The sequence below is a fragment of the Streptomyces sp. NPDC059255 genome (genome assembly GCF_042752355.1).
GTDB lineage: Bacteria > Actinomycetota > Actinomycetes > Streptomycetales > Streptomycetaceae > Streptomyces.
The window spans coordinates 42,860-63,960 of sequence record NZ_JBHYZP010000012.1; the positions used below are offsets into that span (position 1 = coordinate 42,860).

General features: G+C 71.6%; 17 protein-coding genes. 9 read left to right on the top strand and 8 right to left on the bottom strand.

Annotated features, from left to right (window positions below):
- The first annotated feature begins 64 nt into the window (after positions 1–64).
- The 5 genes from ACFXKG_RS16585 to rbsD all read left to right on the top strand — a co-directional run bounded on the left by ACFXKG_RS16585 (position 65) and on the right by rbsD (position 6,287).
- The gene (locus ACFXKG_RS16585) at positions 65–1,249 is read left to right on the top strand and encodes a substrate-binding domain-containing protein (RefSeq protein WP_384838564.1); all 1,185 of its coding nucleotides are present in this window, start codon (positions 65–67) and stop codon (positions 1,247–1,249) included.
- A complete protein-coding gene (locus ACFXKG_RS16590) occupies positions 1,246–2,880 on the top strand; it encodes a sugar ABC transporter ATP-binding protein (RefSeq protein ID WP_384838567.1) in 1,635 nt (544 codons plus the stop codon). Before ACFXKG_RS16585 ends, ACFXKG_RS16590 begins: the two co-directional genes overlap by 4 nt.
- Entirely contained in the window at positions 2,870–4,834 is a 1,965-nt protein-coding gene (locus ACFXKG_RS16595) for a substrate-binding domain-containing protein (protein WP_384838569.1), read from the top strand. The genes ACFXKG_RS16590 and ACFXKG_RS16595 overlap by 11 nt, the downstream gene beginning before the upstream one ends.
- Before the next feature lie 104 nt (positions 4,835–4,938).
- Positions 4,939–5,904: a ribokinase gene (locus ACFXKG_RS16600; RefSeq protein ID WP_384838574.1), complete on the top strand. Its 966-nt coding sequence runs from the start codon at positions 4,939–4,941 to the stop codon at positions 5,902–5,904.
- A complete protein-coding gene (gene rbsD, locus ACFXKG_RS16605; protein ID WP_384838577.1) occupies positions 5,901–6,287 on the top strand; it encodes a D-ribose pyranase in 387 nt (128 codons plus the stop codon). Before ACFXKG_RS16600 ends, rbsD begins: the two co-directional genes overlap by 4 nt.
- An 18-nt stretch (positions 6,288–6,305) precedes the next feature.
- Here the strand turns inward: rbsD and ACFXKG_RS16610 are convergent, their stop codons facing one another.
- The 4 genes from ACFXKG_RS16610 to ACFXKG_RS16625 form a co-directional block, all read right to left on the bottom strand.
- Positions 6,306–8,159 (bottom strand): nickel transporter, encoded by a 1,854-nt coding sequence (locus ACFXKG_RS16610; RefSeq protein ID WP_384838579.1) that lies wholly within the window; start codon positions 8,157–8,159, stop codon positions 6,306–6,308.
- Positions 8,156–9,592, bottom strand: a complete 1,437-nt coding sequence (locus ACFXKG_RS16615; RefSeq protein WP_384838582.1) for a tetratricopeptide repeat protein — start codon at positions 9,590–9,592, stop codon at positions 8,156–8,158. The genes ACFXKG_RS16610 and ACFXKG_RS16615 overlap by 4 nt, the downstream gene beginning before the upstream one ends.
- Before the next feature lie 125 nt (positions 9,593–9,717).
- Positions 9,718–11,259: a DUF4331 domain-containing protein gene (locus tag ACFXKG_RS16620; RefSeq protein ID WP_384838585.1), complete on the bottom strand. Its 1,542-nt coding sequence runs from the start codon at positions 11,257–11,259 to the stop codon at positions 9,718–9,720.
- A gap of 550 nt (positions 11,260–11,809) precedes the next feature.
- A complete protein-coding gene (locus ACFXKG_RS16625) occupies positions 11,810–12,490 on the bottom strand; it encodes a lytic polysaccharide monooxygenase (RefSeq protein WP_384838588.1) in 681 nt (226 codons plus the stop codon).
- Between the two features lie 190 nt (positions 12,491–12,680).
- Between ACFXKG_RS16625 and ACFXKG_RS16630 the strand changes: the two genes are divergently transcribed.
- The gene (locus ACFXKG_RS16630; protein WP_384838591.1) at positions 12,681–13,391 is read left to right on the top strand and encodes a 1,4-alpha-glucan branching protein; all 711 of its coding nucleotides are present in this window, start codon (positions 12,681–12,683) and stop codon (positions 13,389–13,391) included.
- A gap of 126 nt (positions 13,392–13,517) precedes the next feature.
- On the opposite strand, the gene ACFXKG_RS16635 is transcribed toward ACFXKG_RS16630, so the two are convergent.
- From ACFXKG_RS16635 to ACFXKG_RS16645, 3 genes are all read right to left on the bottom strand, one after another.
- Positions 13,518–13,904 carry a hypothetical protein gene (locus ACFXKG_RS16635; RefSeq protein WP_384838593.1) on the bottom strand — a complete coding sequence of 129 codons (387 nt, stop codon included), beginning with the start codon at positions 13,902–13,904 and terminating at the stop codon, positions 13,518–13,520.
- 94 nt (positions 13,905–13,998) lie between these two features.
- Positions 13,999–15,489: a sodium:solute symporter gene (locus ACFXKG_RS16640; RefSeq protein WP_384838596.1), complete on the bottom strand. Its 1,491-nt coding sequence runs from the start codon at positions 15,487–15,489 to the stop codon at positions 13,999–14,001.
- The gene (locus ACFXKG_RS16645) at positions 15,486–15,686 is read right to left on the bottom strand and encodes a DUF3311 domain-containing protein (RefSeq protein WP_384838599.1); all 201 of its coding nucleotides are present in this window, start codon (positions 15,684–15,686) and stop codon (positions 15,486–15,488) included. The genes ACFXKG_RS16640 and ACFXKG_RS16645 overlap by 4 nt, the downstream gene beginning before the upstream one ends.
- 454 nt (positions 15,687–16,140) lie before the next feature.
- On the opposite strand from ACFXKG_RS16645, the gene ACFXKG_RS16650 reads away from it, so the two are divergent.
- From ACFXKG_RS16650 to gcl, 3 genes are read left to right on the top strand one after another with little or no spacing between them, the layout of a single operon-like run.
- Positions 16,141–16,530, top strand: coding sequence for a gamma-glutamylcyclotransferase (locus ACFXKG_RS16650; RefSeq protein ID WP_384838602.1), 390 nt, complete (start codon positions 16,141–16,143; stop codon positions 16,528–16,530).
- Positions 16,531–16,572: 42 nt separating this feature from the next.
- Positions 16,573–17,469 (top strand): 2-hydroxy-3-oxopropionate reductase, encoded by an 897-nt coding sequence (locus tag ACFXKG_RS16655; RefSeq protein ID WP_384838605.1) that lies wholly within the window; start codon positions 16,573–16,575, stop codon positions 17,467–17,469.
- A 23-nt stretch (positions 17,470–17,492) separates the two neighbouring features.
- Positions 17,493–19,292 carry a glyoxylate carboligase gene (gcl, locus tag ACFXKG_RS16660; RefSeq protein ID WP_384838608.1) on the top strand — a complete coding sequence of 600 codons (1,800 nt, stop codon included), beginning with the start codon at positions 17,493–17,495 and terminating at the stop codon, positions 19,290–19,292.
- A gap of 126 nt (positions 19,293–19,418) precedes the next feature.
- Here the strand turns inward: gcl and ACFXKG_RS16665 are convergent, their stop codons facing one another.
- Positions 19,419–21,038, bottom strand: a complete 1,620-nt coding sequence (locus tag ACFXKG_RS16665) for a hypothetical protein (protein ID WP_384838612.1) — start codon at positions 21,036–21,038, stop codon at positions 19,419–19,421.
- Between the last annotated feature and the right edge of the window lie 63 nt (positions 21,039–21,101).

Consider the following 21,101-nt stretch of genomic DNA (forward strand, 5'->3'; position numbering starts at 1 on the left):
CTTCCGCACGTGTAATCGATTCCAATCCATCATGTAATCGATTCCACGAGGAGGTGGACCGACGATGGCGGCCATCAAGGACGTCGCGGCCGAGGCGGGTCTCTCCGCCGCCACGGTGTCCCGCGTACTCAACGACCATCCGTCGGTCAGCCCGGAGTCCCGCGCCCGGGTGCTCGCCGCGGTCGCCGCGCTGGGGTACCGGCCCAACGCGGTGGCCCGCTCCCTGCGGACCGACGAGACCCGCACCCTCGGCCTGGTCATCAGCGATGTACTCAACCCGTACTTCACCTCCCTGGCGCGCGCCGTGGAGGAGGAGGCGCGGGCCCTCGGCTACAGCGTGATCATCGGGAACGCCGACGAGCGGCCGGAGCTCCAGGACCACCACGTCCGTACGCTGCTGGACCGCCGGATCGACGGGCTGCTCCTGTCCCCCGCCGACCGGGGGGCGAAGCTGATCATCGACGCGGTGCGCGCCGCGACGCCCGTCGTCTTCGTGGACCGGTGGATCCCGGGGGTGGATGTGCCGGTCGTCCGGGCGGACGGGCGCGCCGCCGTGCGGGAACTGGTCGCCCATCTGCTCGCCCTCGGCCACCGCAGGCCGGCGATCATCGCGGGTCCCGCGGCCACCACCACCGGCAGCGAGCGCGTGGACGCGTTCCGCGCGGCGCTCGGTGAGCACGGGGTGGCGCTGCCGGAGGCGTACATCGGCCAGGGGGACTTCCAGGCGGAGAGCGGACGCCGGGCCGCCGAGCGCTTCCTCGATCTGCCGCGGCCGCCGGACGCCGTGTTCGCCGCGGACAACCTGATGGCGCTCGGCGCGCTCGACGCGTTCCGCGCCCGAGGTCTGCGGGTCCCCGAGGACATCGCGCTCGCCGCGTTCGACGACATCCCCTGGTTCGTGCACACGGACCCGCCGATCACGGCCGTCGCACAGCCGACGGACGAGCTGGGGCGGGCCGCCGTACGGGCGCTGGTGGAGCGCATCGCGGGCCGCGAGCCGCCGTCCGTGACCCTGCCGGCCCGGCTGGTCGTCCGCAGTTCGTGCGGCGCGGGCCGTACGCCGGGCCGCGTCGGCCCCCCGCGGGGCCGCGTGGACCTTCCACCGGGCCGCACCGAACCGGATTCACCGGAGCCGAATTCACCGGAGCCGGGGTCACCGGAGCCGAGTTCACCGGAGCCGGGGTCACCGGATCCCGTCCCGTCGTCGGAACCAAACCCATCAGCACGATCGCGAAGGAGCGACCCGTGAGTCACCCGGACGAGTTGCTGCGTGTCGAAGGGATACGCAAGACCTTCCCCGGCGTGGTCGCGCTCGACAGCGTCGACTTCGACCTGCGCCGCGGCGAGGTGCACGTCCTCCTCGGTGAGAACGGCGCCGGCAAGAGCACGCTCATCAAGATGCTCTCGGGTGCCTACCGGCCCGACTCCGGACGGGTGCTCGTCGACGGCGAGGACGTACGGATCCACGGCGCGCAGGACGCGGAGCGGCTCGGCATCGCCACCATCTACCAGGAGTTCAACCTCGTCCCCGACCTGACGGTGGCCGAGAACATCTTCCTGGGGCGCCAGCCGCGCCGCTTCGGCCTTGTCGACCGCAAGCGGATGGAGGCCGACGCGGCCGCCCTGCTGGAGCGGGTCGGCGTCACCACGCCGCCCCACACCAAGGTGCGCGAACTGGGCATCGCCCGGCTCCAGATGGTCGAGATCGCGAAGGCCCTCAACCTGGACGCGCGCGTGCTGGTGATGGACGAGCCGACCGCCGTGCTGACCTCCGAGGAGGTCGAGAAGCTCTTCCGGATCGTGCGCGCCCTGCGCGAGGACGGGGTGGGCATCGTCTTCATCACCCACCACCTGGAGGAGATCGCGGCGCTCGGCGACCGGGTCACCGTGCTGCGCGACGGCCGCAGTGTCGGCCAGGTGCCCGCGTCGACGCCGGAGGACGAACTCGTACGGCTCATGGTGGGCCGCAGCATCGAGCAGCAGTACCCGCGCCGCCGCGCCGGGGCCGGCACCGCCCTGCTCAGTGTGAGCGGGCTGACCCGGCGGGGCGTCTTCCACGACGTGGGGTTCGAGGTGCGCGCCGGTGAGGTCGTCGGCCTCGCGGGGCTGGTGGGCGCGGGCCGCACCGAGGTGGTACGGGCCGTCTTCGGCGCCGATCACTACGACACCGGCACCGTGCGCGTGGCGGGAACTCCCCTGCCGCGGTACGACGTCGGCGCGGCGATGGCCGCCGGGATCGGCCTCGTGCCGGAGGACCGCAAGGGGCAGGGACTGCTGCTCGACGCCTCCGTCGCGGAGAACCTCGGCCTGGTGACCCTGCGCTCCGCGACCCGCGGCGGGCTGGTGGACCGCAAGGCCCAGCACACCGCCGCCGCCCGGATGGCCGGACAGCTCGGCGTGCGGATGGCGGGACTCGAACAGCGGGTGGGCACCCTCTCCGGCGGCAACCAGCAGAAGGTCGTCATCGGCAAGTGGCTGCTGGCCGATGTCCGGGTGCTGATCCTGGACGAGCCGACGCGCGGTATCGACGTCGGCGCGAAGGTCGAGATCTACCAGCTCATCAACGAACTCACCGCCGCGGGCCACGCCGTGCTGATGATCTCCAGCGATCTGCCCGAGGTGCTCGGCATGAGCGACCGGGTGCTGGTCATGGCCCAGGGCCGGATCGCCGGTGAACTCGACGCCGCCGAGGCCACCCAGGACGCGGTGATGGCACTCGCCGTGAGCACCGGCCCGTCCGCGGCCGGCACCACCGCCGTCGCCCCCGTAGCGAACACCACAACGAACACCGCGACAAACACCACAACGAACACCGTGACGAACACCGTGACGAACGCGAACACCGACGAAGAAGGAGTGGAGGGCTCCCGTGGCCACTGACACGCTCAAGAGCGAGAAGAGCACAGCAGGCGGCGGTGGCGCCCCGGGGCTCCGCCGTCTCCTCCTCGACAACGGCGCCCTGAGCGCCCTGGTCGTCCTGGTGGTGGCGATGTCGCTGCTGTCCGGCGACTTCCTCACCACGCAGAACCTGCTGAACGTCGGTGTGCAGGCCGCCGTGACCGCGATCCTCGCGTTCGGTGTCACCTTCGTCATCGTCACCGCGGGCATCGACCTGTCGGTCGGCTCCGTGGCGGCGCTCTCCGCGACCGTACTGGCGTGGTCGGCCACGTCCGAGGGGGTGCCGGTGTGGCTGGCCGTCGTCCTCGCCGTCGCCACCGGCATCGCGTGCGGGTTCGTCAGCGGCGCGCTCGTCTCGTACGGCAAACTCCCGCCGTTCATCGCCACGCTGGCCATGCTCTCGGTGGGCCGCGGCCTCTCCCTGGTGATCTCGCAGGGCAGCCCGATCGCCTTCCCCTCCTCGGTCTCGCGGCTGGGCGACACGCTCGGCGGGTGGCTGCCCGTGCCGGTCCTGGTGATGATCGTGATGGGGCTGATCACCGCGGTGGTCCTGGGCCGTACCTACCTCGGCCGTTCGATGTACGCGATCGGCGGCAACGAGGAGGCGGCGCGCCTCTCCGGGCTGCGGGTCAAGCGCCAGAAGGTCGCCGTCTACGCGCTGTCCGGGCTGTTCGCCGCCGTCGCCGGCATCGTCCTCGCCTCCCGGCTCTCCTCGGCGCAGCCGCAGGCCGCGCAGGGGTACGAACTCGACGCGATCGCCGCGGTCGTCATCGGCGGCGCGAGCCTGTCGGGCGGGGTCGGCAAGGCGTCCGGCACCCTGATCGGCGCGCTGATCCTCGCGGTGCTGCGCAACGGCCTCAACCTGCTGTCGGTGTCGGCGTTCTGGCAGCAGGTCGTCATCGGTGTCGTCATCGCGCTCGCGGTGCTCCTCGACACGGTGCGCCGGCGCGCCGGATCAACTCCCGTCGCGGGCGGCGCCGCCGGTACGGGCGGGCCCGGGGGCGGAAAGGCGCAAGCGGTGAAGTACACGGTCGCCGCGGTGCTGGTGGCCGCCGTCATCGGCGGTGCCTCCTTCTGGAACAACGGCTCGTCCGGCGGCGCGACCAAGCTGGGGATGTCCGTCTCCACGCTCAACAACCCCTTCTTCGTACAGCTGAAGGCCGGTGCCCAGGCCGAGGCGGCGGCGAAGGGCGTGCAGCTCACCGTCACCGACGCGCAGAACGACGCCTCCCAACAGGCCAACCAGATACAGAATTTCACCAGCGAGGGCATGTCGTCGGTGATCGTCAACCCGGTCGACTCGGACGCGGCGGGACCCTCCGTACGCGCCGCCAACAAGGCGGAGATCCCGGTGATCGCCGCCGACCGCGGGGTCAACCAGGCGGAGGTCGCGACGCTCGTCGCCTCCGACAACGTCGCGGGCGGCGAACAGGCGGCACGCACACTGGCCGAGAAGGTCGGCGGCACGGGCCGGATCGTGATCCTCCAGGGGACGGCCGGCACCTCCGCGAGCCGGGAGCGCGGCGCGGGCTTCGCCCAGGGCCTCAAGGCGTTCCCCGGTATCAAGGTCGTCGCGAAGCAGCCCGCTGACTTCGACCGCACCAAGGGCCTCGACGTGATGACGAACATGCTCCAGGCCAACGGTGACGTGAACGGTGTCTTCGCCGAGAACGACGAGATGGCGCTCGGCGCGATCAAGGCGCTCGGATCCCGGGCGGGCGCGTCGATCCCGGTGGTCGGCTTCGACGGCACGCCCGACGGGCTGAAGGCGGTCGAGGCGGGCACCTTGTACGCGTCGGTGGCCCAGCAGCCCAAGGAACTGGGCAAGCTCGCCGTACGCAACGCGATCGAGGCCGCCGCGGGCGAGAAGATCGACGCTACGGTGAAGGTGCCGGTGAAGGTGGTCACGGCGGAGAACGTGGCCGACTTCTCCTGACGGCCGCCGCACACCGCGCGCGCCCGTACGCTCCAAGCGCGGCCGTACCCACCGCGCGGGCCCGTACCCACCGAAGCCCCCCGAGGAAACGGAGAGAGACAGCGATGTACGACTACGACCTGCTGGTCGTGGGGTCGGCCAACGCCGACCTGGTGATCGGCGTCGAGCGGCGCCCCGGCCCCGGCGAGACCGTCCTCGGCTCGGACCTGTCGGTCCACCCGGGCGGCAAGGGCGCCAACCAGGCCGCCGCCGCCGCCCGCCTCGGCGCCCGTACGGCGCTGCTCGCGCGGGTCGGTGACGACGCGCACGGCCGGCTGCTGCTCGACTCGCAGCGTACGGCCGGTGTCGACACGGCAGGGGTACGGTCCGGCGGGGCGCCCACCGGGGTGGCGCTGATCACCGTGGACCCGTCCGGGGACAACAGCATCGTGGTGTCCCCGGGCGCCAACGCCCGGCTCTCCCCCGAGGACGTATGGGACGCGGCGAAGCTGCTGGCAGGCTCGCGGGTGGTCTCCGCCCAGCTGGAGATCCCGTTGGAGACGGTCGCCGAGGTGGTACGGGGGCTGGCGCCCGGCACCCGCTTCGTCCTCAACCCGTCGCCCCCGGTGGAACTGCCCGCCGAGATCCTCGCGGCGTGCGATCCGCTGATCGTCAACGAGCACGAAGCACGTGTCCTGCTGTCGGCGGGGAACGCGACGGGGAACTCCCCGGGGAACCCTCCCGGGGACGAACCGGCCGACTGGGCCCGGGCGTTGCTCGCGCTGGGGCCGCGCTCGGTGGTCATCACCCTGGGCTCGCGCGGGGCGCTGGTGGCGGACGCCCGTACCACGGCGCTCGTGCCGTCCGTACCGGTACGGGCCGTGGACACGACGGGCGCCGGTGACGCGTTCACCGCCGCGCTGGCCTGGCGGCTCGGCACCGGCGAGGAGTTGGCCACGGCGGCCGCCTACGCGGCGCGGGTCGGCGCCGTGGCGGTCACCAGGGCGGGCGCCCAGGCCTCGTTCCCGACGGCGTCGGAAGTGGCGGCGCTGTCGAGCGGTGACCCGTCGGAGCAGGGAGTGTCCCGGTGAAGAAATCGGGCATACTGAACCGTCATCTCGCGGGCGCGCTGGCCGAGTTGGGCCACGGGGACGGCGTGCTGGTCTGCGACGTCGGTATGCCGGTCCCGGCCGGCCCGCGCCTGGTGGACCTGGCCTTCGTGGCCGGTGTGCCGTCCTTCGCCCAGGTGCTGGAGGGGCTGCTGGCGGAGCTGGTCGTGGAGGGCGCGACCGCCGCCCACGAGGTGCGGGAGGCGAACCCGGAAGCGGCGCGGCTGCTGGCACCGCTCCCGGACCTCGGCTTCGTCCCGCACGAGGAGCTGAAGAGGCTTTCGGCGGGCGCGCGGCTGATCGTACGCACCGGTGAGGCGCGGCCGTACGCCAATGTGCTGCTGCGGTGCGGTGTGTTCTTCTGACCGTGGTACGGCGGCGGCTCACCCCAGGCCGGTCACGACCCCGCGCAGCAGCAGTCCGCAGCCGAGGGCGAGCACGACGGCGGCCGAGGCGAACGGGGCCATCCGGTGGGTCAGCGCGAGGAACCGGCCCCGGGGCCGGGCGGCCAGCCTGCGGGTGGTGGTCTCCCGGAGCCGTACCACCGCGAAGCCGGCCCCGGCGAGGGTGACGGCGAGCCCGGCACCGTACGCGATCACCAGCAGGAACCCGAACCACGCCTGACCGAGGGCGGCCGCGCCGACCAGCACCACGACGGCGGACGGGCTCGGGACCAGTCCGCCGGCGAAGCCGAGGAGAATGATCCCGCGCAGACCCGGGGCGGGCGGAAGGTGGCTGTGCGCGTGCGCGTGGTCGCCGTCCTGGCCGTGGTGGTGGTCGTGATCGTGGCCGGGGCTGTGACTGTGCCGGTGGCCGCGCGTGTGCTCGGGGTCCTCACGCTCCGCCGTGAGCGTGGCCACCGGGCCTTCGGCCAACTCGTGCTCGTGGGTGGGTTCGTGCCGGTGCGCGGAGGCGAGCACCGGCAGCCGGTCCTCGTCCGCCGCCCCAGGGGTGTGTCCGTGCGGATGACCATGACTGTGCCCGTGCCCAGGGCGGTGGCTATGGTCGTGGCTGTGTCCGTGTCCGTGTCCGTGGCTGTGACCGTGTCCGTGGCTGTGACCGTGGGCGTGGCCGTGGGGACGGCCGCGGTTCCGCCACGCCCGGCGCAGCAGCAGCGCGCCCGCGATCGCGACCAGCGCGCCGCTCGCGATGGAGAGCGCGAACACCACGGTGGGTGCCGCGGCCGAGCCCGCCACGATCAGCGCGCCCAGGGCGAAGACGCCGAGGGTGTGCGTCATGGTCACCGAGAGCCCGAGGGCCAGCACATCGCGCAGGGAGCTGCGACCGCCCGCCGTCGCCGCGGCCGCCATCATGGTCTTGCCGTGCCCCGGGGCCAGCGCGTGCATGGCGCCCAGCAGCAGGGACACACCGAGCGCGAACGCCGCGAAGCCGAGGGTGAGTTCGTGCCGGGCCACCAGTCCGGTGAGCGCCTGTGCCCAGCGGTCCGCCCCGCGCGGCAGCACCCCGGCCACCGGGGAACCGCCCTTCTCGTCCTCGCCCCCGGTCAGCGCGGGGCCGCCGGCGTGGACGGTGAAGGCGGCCGACGCCTGGTCGGGCGGTGAGGAGAGCAGATCGCCGGGGTACGAGGTCAGCCGCCGCGAGAGGGAGTCGCGCGGCAGGTCCCCCGACTCGCTGAGGGTCATCCGGTCGCCCCGTGCGGTGATCTCGCGCCAGCCCGCGCCGGTCGCGACCCCCGCCGGGTGGTAGGTGAGCCGCAGCGGCTCGTCGTCCGGCAGTGGCGCGGTCAGTTCGCACGTCACCCGCAGGGTCCGCAGCCCGGCCTGCCCCGGGCGCTCCTGCGCCTTCGCGCCGCCGGCCGTGACGGCGACGGCCTTCCCGACGCCCTCCCCCACCATCAGCCGCGCGCCGGCCGCGGCGCTGTCGCACCGCGTCGTGGCCCACGCGGCCAGTTCGGCGGCCTCCAGCTCGTCGTTCCCGTCGGTGTCGATACGGCCCCGCTCCTGCGCGGCCGGGATCTCCGCCAGGTCCTCCACGTGGTCCACGCGCAGCGTGTCCGGGGCGACGACCAGGCCGTCGTACTGACTGACGGTGAAGTTCCCCAGCGGGTGCGCCTGCGCGGCCGAGGCGGGCAGCAGCGCGAGCGCCGTTCCGGTGACGAGGGTGGCGAGCGCGGTGGCGGCGGTCCGTCGGGGAACGGACCGCACGGACCGCCCCGCGCGACGCCCCGCCGAGAAGCGCCGGCTCATGGAGCCTCCGGTCATGAAGGGCCCGGTCATGAGTCCTCCCGGGATCCGGATCCGGCCGGCCCGGCCAGCGCGGACCTGGCCTCGCGCGCGCCCGTGGGCGAGAAGCCGGGGTTCAGGTCGAGCGCGGCCGTCAGGTGACGGCGCGCGGCCCGGTCGTCGCCGAGGGCCCGTTCGATCATGCCGCGGTGGTAGAGGAAGGACGCGTTGCGGTAGCCGGGCGACGCGGCCGTCGCCTTCTTCGCGTACGTCAGCGCCTCGCGGTCCTCGCCGTTCGCGTGCAGCGCCCAGGCGAGCGCGTCCGCCGTGTGCACGCTCTCGCGGCGGGACCACTCGGCGCGCGCGGCCTTCAGCGCCTGCCCGGCGTCGCCGTGGTCGGCCTCGATGAGCGCGGACTCCAGGTCGGTGGCGACGCCGTTGGCGCGGGCCAACCGGGTCCAGACGCCGACGAGTTCGTACTGTTCCTCGGCCCGCGCGCGCTGCCCGGCCGTCTCGCGCAGCTCGCCGAGCGCGGCCAGCTGGCCCGGCAGGGGGAAGCGGCGTACGACCTCCTCCAGATCGCTCAGCGCCTCCTTGGTCCTGCCCTGCGCGGCATGGGTACGGCCACGCCCCTCCAGCGCGGGGACGTACCGCGGATCGGCCCGCAGCGCGGTCGCGTAGTGGCCGAGCGCCTCGTCGTACTGCCCCTGGCTCCAGGCGAGTTGGCCGAGCGCGGTGGCGACGTACGCCACATCGGCGGTGCCTGACGCCGATTTCAGCGCGCGCAGCAGTACCTCACGCGCGCCTTTCGGGTCGCCGCGCAACTCCCGTACGTACGCGTACCGGGTGAAGACGGGGAGGCCGGGGCGGCGCTTGTCGGCGAGTTCGACGGCCTTCGACGCCTCGTCGTAGCGGCCGAGTTCGACCAGCGCGTCGACCCTCGTGGCGAGGGCGCTCTCGCTGTACGGATTGACCCGCAGCGCCCGGTCGGCCTGGCTCAGCGCCGCCGGAAAGTCGTGCCGCGCGGCGGCCAGCGCCGAGCGCCCGGCGAGGGCGGTGTCGTTCTCGTCGGCGGGGCGCAGTGCGAGCGAGCGCTCGAACGCCTGCTCCGCCTGCGGATAGCGCGTCGGGTCGCCGCTCGTCCTGGCCTGCTCGACGTAGGCCGTGCCCAGGGTCGCCCACCCGGTGGCGTCCTTGGGCTGGTCCTTGAGGTGTTTCTGGAGGGACGCGATGCCCTGTGCGAGATCCCCCGAGGCCAGCCGCTCGACGGGGACGCTCGCCGCGAGCGCGGGCGCGGCGCGTACGCCCCGGTCCTCGTCGCCGCCGGCGCCGAGCGCCACCGAGGTGGCGGTGAGCACCAGCGCGACGGCCGTGACGGTGAGGACACGGCGGCGGCGCCCCGTACCGGCGGCGCTCCCCCGACCCTCGCACTCATCCTCGCCCTCACGCTCACGCCCTCGCGCGAACTGTGGCTTCCGTACGAGCATCGGTCTCGCCTTCCTCGGTTCTCATGGTCGGGTGGTGCGGCGGGGGTGGCCCGGCGGCGCCCGTGGGGGAACGGATGACGCCGCCGGGCCGGTCAAACGGCCCCGGACTGCCGGTGGTCCGGAGCTCAGCCGACCCAGGACGGACGCGAGCGGCGGGCCCGGAACCAGGTGGCGACGAGGCCGATCAGCAGGGCGACGACGGCGCCCACGCCCGCGGAGACCAGCATCACCGTGGTGTTGGACCACCCGGCGGTGAGCGAGTTCATGCCGCCCGTCAGCCCGGTGCCGGACGCCTTGGTCTCCACGTCGGCGGCGTCGACGTCGGAACCGGCCTTGGGCAGGGCCACGTACGGGAAGTTCTTGTCGAACTCCTTGTCGTTGGCGTCGACCTCGTCGCCCAGGTCGTTCTCGGCTCCGACGAGTTCGCCCTCGACGACCTGGAGCGCGATGTCGAGCACGTCGTCCGACAGCCGGCGTCCGTTCGGGAAGCCCGCGTTGTCACCGTCCAGCACGCCGAGCCGCTTCGGCTTCTCGGCCGGCTTGATGGAGGTGTTGAGGCGCAGCATCTCCGACGGTGTGACCTTCGGGGGCTGGTTGAGGTCCTTCACACCGGTCAGGAAGACCGAGACGAGGTCGTCGCGCGGCTCCGCCGGGGCCTTGATGTCGTAGATCGCCTCGATGAGCTTCGGCAGTTCCGGCTCCGTGACGTTCTTCAGGAAGTCGCCGTCGTCCTCCGGCGAGGAGGCGTTGAACTTGTCCTTGTCCTTGACGGGGTTGACGACCTCGTTGACGAGCGGCATGCCGAGCCGGGACACCCGGGTGTACTCGCCGGCGGCGTTCTGCCGCTCCGTGGTCGAGTAGATGCCGATGATCGGCTGTTCCTTCGACTCCTGGAGGTACGAGTTCGGCACCTGGAGGGCGATGGAGTTGACGTTGTAGCCCTTGAGGGTGTCGTTGCCGACCTCCGACAGATCACCGCCGTACAGCAGGTCGAAGACCCGCAGATCGGCGAAGAACGGGTCGTCGGCCTGACCGGCGAACGCCTTGATCCCGCCGGGGACCTTCGTCACCGCCTGGTCGCGGAGCTTCTGGTAGTCGGGCATCGACGCCTTGCCGACGTTCGACGGGGCGACCGGCAGGTTCTCGGCGACCTTGTGCTGGGAGACGACCTTCTTGTGCTCCAGCCGCAGCAGTTCGATGTCGTAGGTCTGCGTGAAGTTGAGCTCCGGGGAGTCCAGGCTCTTCACCACACCGGTGTTGTAGAGGAAGGTGTCCTCGTTCTTGCGGTGGTCCTTGAACGTGAACCGGTAGACGAGATCGTCCTGGGCGTCACCGTTGTTGTCGATGCGGATCTCGTAACGGGCGTCGGTGGCGAACGTGAAGAAGTTCGGTCCGCCCGCCGGCTCCTGGAACGGAAGGACGTTCGCGACGATGGTCGTGGTGTCGGGGTGGTCGGGGCTGACGAACGCGTAGAGGTCCGTGTTGTCGAACTGGGGCTGTCCCGAGATCAGGGGAGCCTCGCGGTGGCTGGAGGCCTGCGCGGCCTGTGGCGCCAGCGCGGCAACGCCGGTGGCGGCGAGCCCCCCGGCGGCCAACGCACCACAGGCGAGCAGCGCGACGCTCCCGCGTCCTCGCCACGTACGCCCGCTTCTGGTGATTGGGGTCATCGAGTCCGTCCTTCGTCCGCATCGGGGCCGTTCCGGCTTGCTGTACACGTCCTTACGTGCGCGACCCCGTTCTTGTTCGGTCTCGTTCGCGGCGAGTTGGGGCGCGGAAGGGCCGGCGGAGGCAAGAAGGCATGGCAGGGCTGGGACGTAGCCCGATCTGACCTCTTCAAAAAAATTTCCGGCCGGACCAATCCATCCGGGGCTGTGCAACGAAGAAGAGAAGACCGGGGGTGTTTCCGCACGTCAGAACGGCCTGTGCCGGGTGTTCCCGGGCATGCGCGCGCCGGTCCCGGCGAGCGGGCGGCACGCTCGCCGGGACCGGCGGTGGGGGGTGCCCGTCGCGTCGGACGGACCTCGCTTCTTCGGACCCGCGCGTCGACCCGTGCATCGACCCGTGCACCGGACCCGCCTATTCGGACAGCTCCGGTCACACCGCACGGGTGCCATCACACCGGACAGGTCCCGTCACACGGCACAGGTTCGGTCACACCGCACAGGTCCGGTCACACCGCACAGGCGCTGTCACCCGGACCTCGCCGCGTCGGACGGTTCAGGTGAAGTTCACGTCGCTGCACAGGAAGTACGTCTGGTCCATGTGCGAGGCCTGCCAGATCGTGTAGACCACATGACGCCCGGTGTATCCCGAAGTGCTGACGTCGATGGCGTAGTTCTGGCTCTGGGCGTAGCTGCCCGTCCTCTTGACCAGTTGCAGGTCGTTCCAGGTCAGCGGCTGCGTGGTGGGGTCGAAGCCCTGCCTGGTCACGTACACCAGGAAGTAGTCCGCGCCATGGCTGGCCTGGTCGTACAGGTTCAGCCTGAAGTTGGCGGAGATGTTCGTCGTCTTCCACGCGCCGGGGGTGTCGAGGGACCGGTACCGCCCGCCCTCGGTCCGGCCGCCGCTGCACAGCTGCCCGTTGGGGATGACGGCCTGGAAGTTGCCCGCGGAACCGTCGCGGTACAGCCCGTTCCAGTTCCACATGGCGTTGGGGTTGTCCTGCCACGCCTGCCAGCACATCGGGTCCAGCTGTGCCATGGCCGGGTTCTGGAAGTCGCTGCCCCAGCGCTGCCAGCAGCCGTAGTTGCGGGAGGCGGGGTCGATGACGGAACCGTGCGCCGACGCGGTGCCGACGGAGGGGATCAGGCAGAACAGCACCGCGGAGAGCACGCCCAGAACGCGTGCCGCCCAGCGGGCCGATAAGCCGCGCCGCTTGTCGTGATCATGACATTTCATGGAGTCTCCATCTTCCGGTTGTGGGGTGTTCCGAAATGGGAGCGCTCCCAATTTACCGCGTCGTTACGCGGCGGCATAGAGCGGTAACACGGGTTTCCCGGCGCCGGTCGCCGCGCCGGCCGGAGTGGAAGGATGGACGCCCGAGCCACGGGTCCCCGGCACGTGGCAGACGCGAAAGGTGTTACGGCACATGGCAGTTGTCCACCGCACCACGATGACCCCCACCAAGCTGGAGCTGCTCACCTCCTGGCTCCCCGCGCGGCCCTGGTACCGCGGCGGGGGAAACGCCCCGGAGCTGAGCCGGACCGGCGGGTTCCGGCTCGACGATCCGCGGGGCGAGGTCGGGATCGAGTTCATCGCGGTCACCGACGCGTCGGGCGACCGGCCCCTCACGTACCACGTGCCGCTCACCTACCGGGGCGAGCCGCTCGCCGGGGCCGACGAGGCGCTCGTCGGGACCAGCGAGCACGGGGTGCTGGGACGCCGGTGGATCTACGACGGGGCCCATGACCCGGTGCTCGCCGCACAGCTCCTCGCCCTGCTCACCGGCGCCGCCGAGCCGCAGGCCCAGAACCTCAGCGACACCCCCGACCCGTCCGTCGCCAGCGGCCTCGCGGGGGCGGGCCCCACGGGTACGTTCGCGTCCCTGACCGTGACGGACGGGCCGGACGGCACCGATCTCCTGGTCCGGACGACGGGCGGCGGCGCGGCGGCCGACGCGACCGCCGGTGAGCCGGGGACCCCGCTGGCCATCCGCGTCAACCGGACCCTCCTGGCCACCCCGGACGCCCCCGCCGGCGCGCCCGGGCCCCTCGGCCATGTCACCGCGGGATGGAGCCTCCCGGACGGGAGCACGGCACGCGGCCGGTACGTCGTCGTGAACGGCCCCGCGCCCGCCTGAGGCCCCATCCGGACAGGCCCTGCGGACCGACACGGGCAAGGCCTGTCCGGCACGGCCCCGTCCGCCCCGTATCCGCGCACGCGAAGCCGGCCGACGAGTGAGTCGGCCGGCTGAGGATCGCGCGCCCTAGGCGATCGCGGGCTCCGGCTCCGGAGCCGCCGCGGTCTCGGCCTCGGCCTTGGGCTTCGACCCGGCCTTCGCGGAGGCGCCGGCCGGGGCGTTCCCCGCGGCCTCCTCCGACCCGTCTCCATCCTCGGCACCGTCCGCGCCGCCCTCGGCGATGTCCAGGAAGTGACGGATCGCGTCGACCGACAGTTCGAGTTCGTCGGCGGCGTCCAGCTCGCTCCCGAAGACCTCGACCGCTTCCGCCACAGCCTCGGCCAGCTCCGCCTCGGCCTTGCGCAGCTTGGCCTCGGCCTTGTCGACGGTGTCGACCACCGCCAGCTGCCGACGCTGCTTCTCCTGGAGCTTCTGCTTACGGGACGGGCTCTTCTCGGGGGTTTGCGAAGTCATGACCAAGATCATATGCCGACCGTCGGCAATCCCCGAAATCTCCAACTGGAGGCCATCGAAAGGCCATTCCACAGGAGGGTACGCCGGTCCCCGGTCAGCCGGTTCCGGCGGTGGCCTCGGGCCGGGCCGCCACGTGGGCGGTGGGGTCCGGTGCGCGGGTGACGGCGGAGACGGCCATCATGACCACGACGTTGAGGAGCAGGGCCACGATGCCGACGTTGAGGTCCTTGACCGCCTGCGGCAGGGCGGGCAGCAGGTCGCCGACGGTGACACCGGAGAGTGTGACGACGGCGACCGTGGTCACACCGACGACGATGCCCGCCGCGGCCCCCTGCTTGGTCACCAGTCGCCGGCCCGCCAGGCTCGCCACCAGGGCGGGGAAGAGCTGGGTCACCAGGGCGTACCCCATGAGCAGCAGGGAGACCAGGGAACTGCCGCCGTTGAAGGTGAAGTACAGGGCGATCAGCGCGAGCGCCGGTACCAGGAGCTGGGCCAGACGGCCGACCTGGGCGTCGGTGGTGTCCGGCCGGGCGAGGCGGTAGACGTTCTTGGCCAGGCAGGTGGCCGAGGTCATGAGCAGCAGCGAGCCGGGGACCAGCGCGGTGAGCAGCCCCGCCCCGCCGACGATCCCGACGATCCACGGCGGGAACGTGGCGGTGGTGATGCGCAGCAGGGCGAGGTCGGCGTCGGCCCCGTGCAGGCCGGGTACCACCAGGATCGCGGTGAAGCCCACGAAGAAGACGAAGAGCAGGATGAGCTGGTAGAGCGGCATGAAGATCGCGTTGCGCCGGAAGACCCGTTCGTTCCGGGCCGTGTACGAGGCGCTGAAGGTGTGCGGCCACATGTAAAAGCCCACCGCCGAGAGCAGCACGGTCGAGGCGAACCACGACGGGCTCATCCCGCTGGAGGGCAGGGTGAGAAGGCCCGGGTCGGCCTTGTCGACGGCCCGGAACATGTCCCCGACGCCGCCGAAGTAGTGCACCGGGAGATAGATGCCGAGCACCAGCACGACGGCCAGGATCGCGACGTCCTTGAACACCGCCGTCCAGGCCGAGCCGTGGATGCCGGAGATGGTCACGTAGACGGTCAGGGCGACGGTGCCGATGATGACGGCCCAGTGGGACGAGATGTGTCCGTACGACGCCACCGAGACGATGATCCCGAGACCCTTCAGCTGCAGGACGAGGTACGGCACCATCGCGACGACGCCGACCAGCGCCACCAGCGCGCCGAGCAGCGGACTCTCGAACTTGGCGACGAAGAAGTCGGATTGGGAGATCAGCCGGTGCTGTTTCGCGTACCGCCAGACCGCCGGCAGCAGCCAGTACGACAGCACGTACGCGAGCGAGGCGTAACAGAGGATGTAGTAGGCGGGAGCGCCCTTGCCGTACGCCCAGCCAGAGGCGCCCAGGAAGGTGAAGGTCGTGTAGATCTCGCCGGCCAGCAGCAGGAAGACGAACACCGACCCGAAGCCGCGGCCGCCGACCGACCACTCCTCCAGGTTCATGTCCTTGCCGCGACGGGCCCGCAGCCCGAGCAGCAGGGAGACGGCGAGGAAGACGAGGATGACGGCGATGGCGGTCACGAGGTGTGGTCCTTCCGGTTGGCCGGGTCCAACCGGTAGACGACGGCCATGGTCGCCGAGATCAGGACGACCCACATGACCAGCCAGAAAAGAATGAACGGCATACCGAGGACATAGGGCGTCACCCGGTTCGCGAAGAAGATCCCGCCGAGGATCCCGACGAACGGGATCACACCGAGCAGGTGGGTGGGTTTCACGTCAAGAACCTCCTGGAGCGGGCGGGGCTCCTTCGGGAGCGGCGCCTCCGGGGCGGTCGGCACGGGCGGCTCGGCCCGCCGGACTGAGCGAGGGCGGTTCGCCGCGACTTCGTGTGTTTCATCGTGCGGAAACAATTTTCCGGCCTGGGAGATGTATAGGCCCGCCCGATGACCTTGTCAACGCCTCCCGCAAGACGGATAAATCAAACTTTTAGTTGAAAATACGCCAACACCCCGAAGGTCGAGGCGGAACCCCAGGTCGGCGCGGCCGAGGGAGCCCCACCGGCAGCCGCGCACCCCCATCCGACGACCACCCCGACGGCACCCCCCCGGCAACCACCCCGACAGTCACGCGACACGAGGGGTTGTTATTCCACAATGCAGAAAATACTATCCACATTGCAGAACCTGCACGCTCCCCCCATGACCCCGATGCCCCCCCGAAGGAGACTCCATGGCACGCATGTTCCTCAACGGCCAGGCGATGGAGGGCGGCCCCTTCCACCACCACCTGCGGGGTGCCCCGCTGATCGCGAGGACCCGTACCGCCCCCGGCCACCGCTTCTTCTCGATCCGGGACACCTGCCCCGGTCTGCTGCCGGACGCCGGCGTCGACACCACCGTGGAGGGCGAGGTCTACGACGTCCCCGACGAGGTGCTCCGCGACGAGCTGCTGCCCAACGAACCGGCGGAGCTGGAGTTCGGCATCATCGAGCTCCAGGACGGCTCCTCGTGTTTCTCGATGGTGCTGCGCCGTGGGGAGCTGGACCGGGGCGGCCACACGGAGATCACCGCATTCGGCGGCTGGCGCGCCTATCTGAAGAGCCTCGGCCGCGATGCCTGACCCCGAACACACCGCGAGACGACGACAGAAGGAACACGCACGATGAGCGCAACCCCTCGGAAGATCGCCTTCATCGGTCTGGGCATCATGGGCGGCCCGATGGCCGCCAACCTCGTGAAGGCCGGTCACACCGTGACCGGTTACAACCGCGGCCGCTCCCCCGTCGACGCACTCGTCGCCGCCGGTGGCCGGGGCGCCGGCAGTGTCGCCGAGGCGGTCCGGGACGCCGAGGTCGTGATCACCATGGTCCCGGCCGACGCCCAGGTCAGAGAGGTCGTCCTCGGCGAGGACGGTGTCCTGCGGCACGCGGCGCCCGGCACCCTGCTGATCGACATGAGCAGCGTCACCCCGGAGACCGCGCTGGAGGTGGCGGCCGCCGGGCGCGAGAAGGGTGTCCGTACCCTCGACGCACCCGTCTCCGGCGGCGAGGCCGGCGCGGTCGAGGCCGTCCTGTCCATCATGGCGGGCGGTGACGCCGACGACTTCGCCGACGCCCGGCCGGTCTTCGAGGCCCTGGGCACCACCGTGGTGCACGTCGGCCCGCACGGCGCCGGCCAGACGGTCAAGGCCGCCAACCAGCTCATCGTCGCCGTCCATCTGCAGGCCCTGGCCGAGGCCGTGGTCTTCCTGCGGAACGCGGGGGTGGACCTCCCGGCGGCGCTCGACGTCCTGGGCGGCGGGCTGGCCGGCTCCACCGTCCTCGCCCGCAAGCGCGAGGCGATGGTGAGCGGCGACTTCACACCCGGCTTCCGTATCGACCTGCACCACAAGGACATGGGCATCGTCACCGACGCCGCCCGCGCGGTGGGCGCCCCGCTGCCGGTCGGCGCCCTCGTCGCCCAGCTCGTCGCCGCCGCGCGCGCCTGCGGCGACGGCGGTCTCGACCACTCCGCGCTGCTGCGGGGCGTCGAACGCCTCGCCGGCCGCACCCACCCCTGAACCCCGACCCGTTGGAGAACCCCATGGCTCGCATGACTGCGGCCCAGGCCGCGGTGGAGATCCTGAAGCGTGAGGGCACCACCCACGTCTTCGGTCTGCCCGGCGCGGCGATCAACCCCTTCTACGCCGCGATGCGCGGCGACGGCGGCCTGACCCACATCCTCGCCCGGCACGTCGAGGGCGCCTCCCACATGGCGGAGGGCTACACCCGGGCCAGGCCGGGCAACATCGGCGTCTGCGTGGGCACCAGCGGCCCCGCGGGCACCGACATGATCACCGGCCTGTACTCGGCCGCCGCGGACTCGATCCCGATCCTGTGCATCACCGGCCAGGCACCGGTGGCCAAGCTCCACAAGGAGGACTTCCAGGCGGTCGACATCGCCGCGATCGCGGGACCGCTGACCAAGATGGCGATGACCGTCCTCGAACCCGCGCAGGTGCCCGGCGCCTTCCAGCAGGCCTTCCACCTGATGCGCTCGGGCCGCCCAGGACCGGTCCTGATCGACCTGCCGATCGATGTCCAGATGGCCGAGATCGAGTTCGACCCGGAAACCTACGCGCCTCTCCCTGTCTACCGGCCGGCCGCCACCCGGGCGCAGATCGACAAGGCGATGGAACTGCTCCAGGCCGCCGAGCGGCCGCTGCTCGTCGCCGGCGGCGGTGTCGTCAACGCGGACGCGAGCGAGCTGCTGGTCGAGTTCGCGGAGCTCACCGGCGTTCCGGTGGTGCCCACCCTGATGGGCTGGGGCGCCATCCCCGACGACCATCCGCTCATGGCGGGCATGGTCGGGCTCCAGACGTCCCAGCGGTACGGCAACGCCACGATGCTCGCGTCCGACTTCGTGCTGGGCATCGGGAACCGCTGGGCCAACCGGCACACCGGCGGCCTCGACACGTACACCCGGGGACGCACCTTCGTCCATGTGGACATCGAACCGACCCAGATCGGCCGGGTGTTCGCCCCGGACCGCGGCATCGTCTCGGACGCCGGGGCCGCGCTGGAGCTGTTCGTCGAGGCCGCGCGGGAGCTCCGGGACTCCGGGGCGCTCAAGGACCGCTCCGCCTGGTCGGACAGTTGTCAGGAGCGCCGGCGGACGATGCTGCGCAAGACCCACTTCGACAACGTGCCGGTGAAGCCGCAGCGGGTCTACGAGGAGATGAACAAGGCGTTCGGCCGTGACACGCGGTACGTCAGCACGATCGGGCTCTCGCAGATCCAGGCCGCGCAGATGCTGCACGTCTACCGGCCGCGGCACTGGATCAACGCGGGACAGGCGGGGCCGCTGGGCTGGACCCTGCCCGCGGCGCTGGGGGTCGCGACGGCCGATCCGGACGCCACCGTCGTCGCGCTCTCCGGTGACTACGACTTCCAGTTCCTGATCGAAGAGCTGGCCGTCGGCGCGCAGTTCAAGATCCCGTACCTGCATGTCGTCGTCAACAACGCCTACCTCGGGCTGATCCGGCAGGCCCAGCGCGGCTTCGACATGGACTTCTGCGTCCAGTTGTCGTTCGACAACGTCAACGCGCCCGAGCTGGGCGGTTACGGGGTCGACCATGTCAAGGTCGCCGAGGGGCTGGGCTGCAAGGCCATCAGGGTCTTCGAGCCGGACCGCATCGGGCCGGCGCTGGAGGAGGCCAGGAAGCTCATGGCCGAGTACCGGGTGCCGGTGATCGTGGAGATCATCCTCGAACGGATCACCAATGTCTCCATGGGCACCGAACTCGACAACGTCACCGAGTTCGAGGAACTGGCCACCGACCCGGAGCAGGCGCCCACCGCCGTCCTCGCTCCCGCGACCGGCGCCGCGGCTCCCCTCGGCTGACGCGCCGGTGTGCCGCGCCGGTGTGCGGTGCCGGCCGCGGCCGTACGTACGGCGGGTGGACCGGGCCCGGTCCACCCGCCGTACGGGAAGCAGGTCGTACGGGGAGACCGTACGGGGAGCAGGCCGTCAGCGGAGGGTGACGGACAGCCGGGAGAACTTCGCCCGCGCCGCGCCGTTGGAGGTCTGCAGTCCAACGCAGCCGCGCTGGGGGACGAGCGTGGGGTCCTCCACGCGCAGCACGAGCCGGCCGTCGGCGTGCAGTTGGAGATCCTTGCCGTCGAGCACGAACCGCAGGTCGTAGCGGCGTCCGGGTTCGATCGCGCCGGCCGAGCCGGTCCCCACCAGCTTCCGGTTGCGGCCCTTCTCCATGACACCGATGCCGAAGGCATGGCCCCATGACCCCAGGCCGGCGTAGTAGTAGCTGTCCCGCCCGGTCATCCGGGCCAGGATCACATGGTCGTGGTCGTGGCCGGCGGGTGCCTCGCCGTGCGGTGTGACGGAGACCCGCACCTCGTAGTCCGGGGCGTCGATCTCCACATTGCCCTGCAACGTCTGCGGCCGGGCGGCGGGCGCGTTCCCCAGCGACCACGCCCCCTGTTCGCGCACCTCGAACGAGGCGCCGGTGGGTATCCCGACGCCGTGCGTCATCGTCCACTTCGACGGATCGACGATCTCGACCGCGTCCTGCCGGACGGCGAGCTGGATGGTCTCGTTCCAGCCGGGGCGGTTGTTCTTGACGTTGTAGAAGAGGTGCTCGCGCCCCTCGTGGACCACCGCGAACTGCCGGTAGACCATGCCGTCCTCGTCGCCGTCGACCACGCCGAGGTCGAGTTCGAGCGCGGTGCGCTCCAGCTCCCAGTGGATGCCGTCCGGGGAGAGGAGACGGCCGCCCCGGGACGGGTAGTCGGCCTGCCAGCCGACGAGCCGCGTCTCGTAGCGGCCTGGGCCCAGCTTCCGTACGTTGGGGCCGCCGACCCCGAGTGACGCCCAGCCGCCGTCGTCCATGGGGCGCAGCACCGGATTGGCGGGGTGCTTGCGCCACGGGCCGCCCGGCCGGTCGGCGGTGGCGTAGCAGACGTAGCGCGGTTCGCCGCCCGCCGAGGCGATCTTGCCGGCGGTGTACCACATCTTCCAGAGCTTCTCGTCGGTGTCGTACATCAGGGACGAGTTGTAGAGGAAGTCGTCCTCCCAGGGGGCGGTCGACGTCAGGACGACCCCGTGCTTGGTCCATGGCCCTTCCGGGCTCCGCGCCGAGGCGTGGTGGATCCGGCCCGCGCCCGCGCCGTCGACGCCGAAGTACGTCATGTGCCACACGCCGTCGTGCGGGACGACGCTGGGCTGGTTGAGCGCGGATGTCTCGGAGTCGAGTGTGGGGGCGAGGACGGGTTCGGTCGCCTTCTCCCACCGGCGGCCGTCCTGGCTGGTGGCGTATCCGATGCCGTGGAGGGAGCCGTACCAGAGCTTGAACACCGGTCCCGTGCCGCTGTCGTGGACGAGGCAGGGGTCCTGGAGCAGGGAACTCTCCCAGGGGAGGTCGGTGCGCATCACGACGCCCTGCCGGCTCCAGCCGGGGACGGGTCGGAAGTCGTCGGTCAGGACGACGGTGCCGCGCCGGCGCGGCGTGCCGTCGGCCGCCGCGGGGTGCGCGGCGGCCGGTGGCGCGGCGACCGCGGCCGGCAGGGCGAGGGACGAGGCGGCGCCCCCGAGCAGGGCCCGGCGGGACAGGGCGGGATGTGCGTCGGTCACCGTCGCCTCTTTTCGTCGCCTGTTCCGCCGGACGTCCGACGACGGTGTGCTGGTACCAGGAAT

Coding starts and splice junctions, on each gene's coding strand:
- ACFXKG_RS16585 (WP_384838564.1), top strand. CDS start 65: ATGGCGGCCATCAAGGACGTCGCGGCCGAGGCGGGTCTCTCCGCCGCC.
- ACFXKG_RS16600 (WP_384838574.1), top strand. CDS start 4,939: ATGTACGACTACGACCTGCTGGTCGTGGGGTCGGCCAACGCCGACCTG.
- ACFXKG_RS16610 (WP_384838579.1), bottom strand. CDS start 8,159: ATGACCGGGCCCTTCATGACCGGAGGCTCCATGAGCCGGCGCTTCTCG.
- ACFXKG_RS16615 (WP_384838582.1), bottom strand. CDS start 9,592: ATGCTCGTACGGAAGCCACAGTTCGCGCGAGGGCGTGAGCGTGAGGGC.
- ACFXKG_RS16620 (WP_384838585.1), bottom strand. CDS start 11,259: ATGACCCCAATCACCAGAAGCGGGCGTACGTGGCGAGGACGCGGGAGC.
- ACFXKG_RS16625 (WP_384838588.1), bottom strand. CDS start 12,490: ATGAAATGTCATGATCACGACAAGCGGCGCGGCTTATCGGCCCGCTGG.
- ACFXKG_RS16630 (WP_384838591.1), top strand. CDS start 12,681: ATGGCAGTTGTCCACCGCACCACGATGACCCCCACCAAGCTGGAGCTG.
- ACFXKG_RS16635 (WP_384838593.1), bottom strand. CDS start 13,904: ATGACTTCGCAAACCCCCGAGAAGAGCCCGTCCCGTAAGCAGAAGCTC.
- ACFXKG_RS16650 (WP_384838602.1), top strand. CDS start 16,141: ATGGCACGCATGTTCCTCAACGGCCAGGCGATGGAGGGCGGCCCCTTC.
- ACFXKG_RS16655 (WP_384838605.1), top strand. CDS start 16,573: ATGAGCGCAACCCCTCGGAAGATCGCCTTCATCGGTCTGGGCATCATG.
- gcl (WP_384838608.1), top strand. CDS start 17,493: ATGGCTCGCATGACTGCGGCCCAGGCCGCGGTGGAGATCCTGAAGCGT.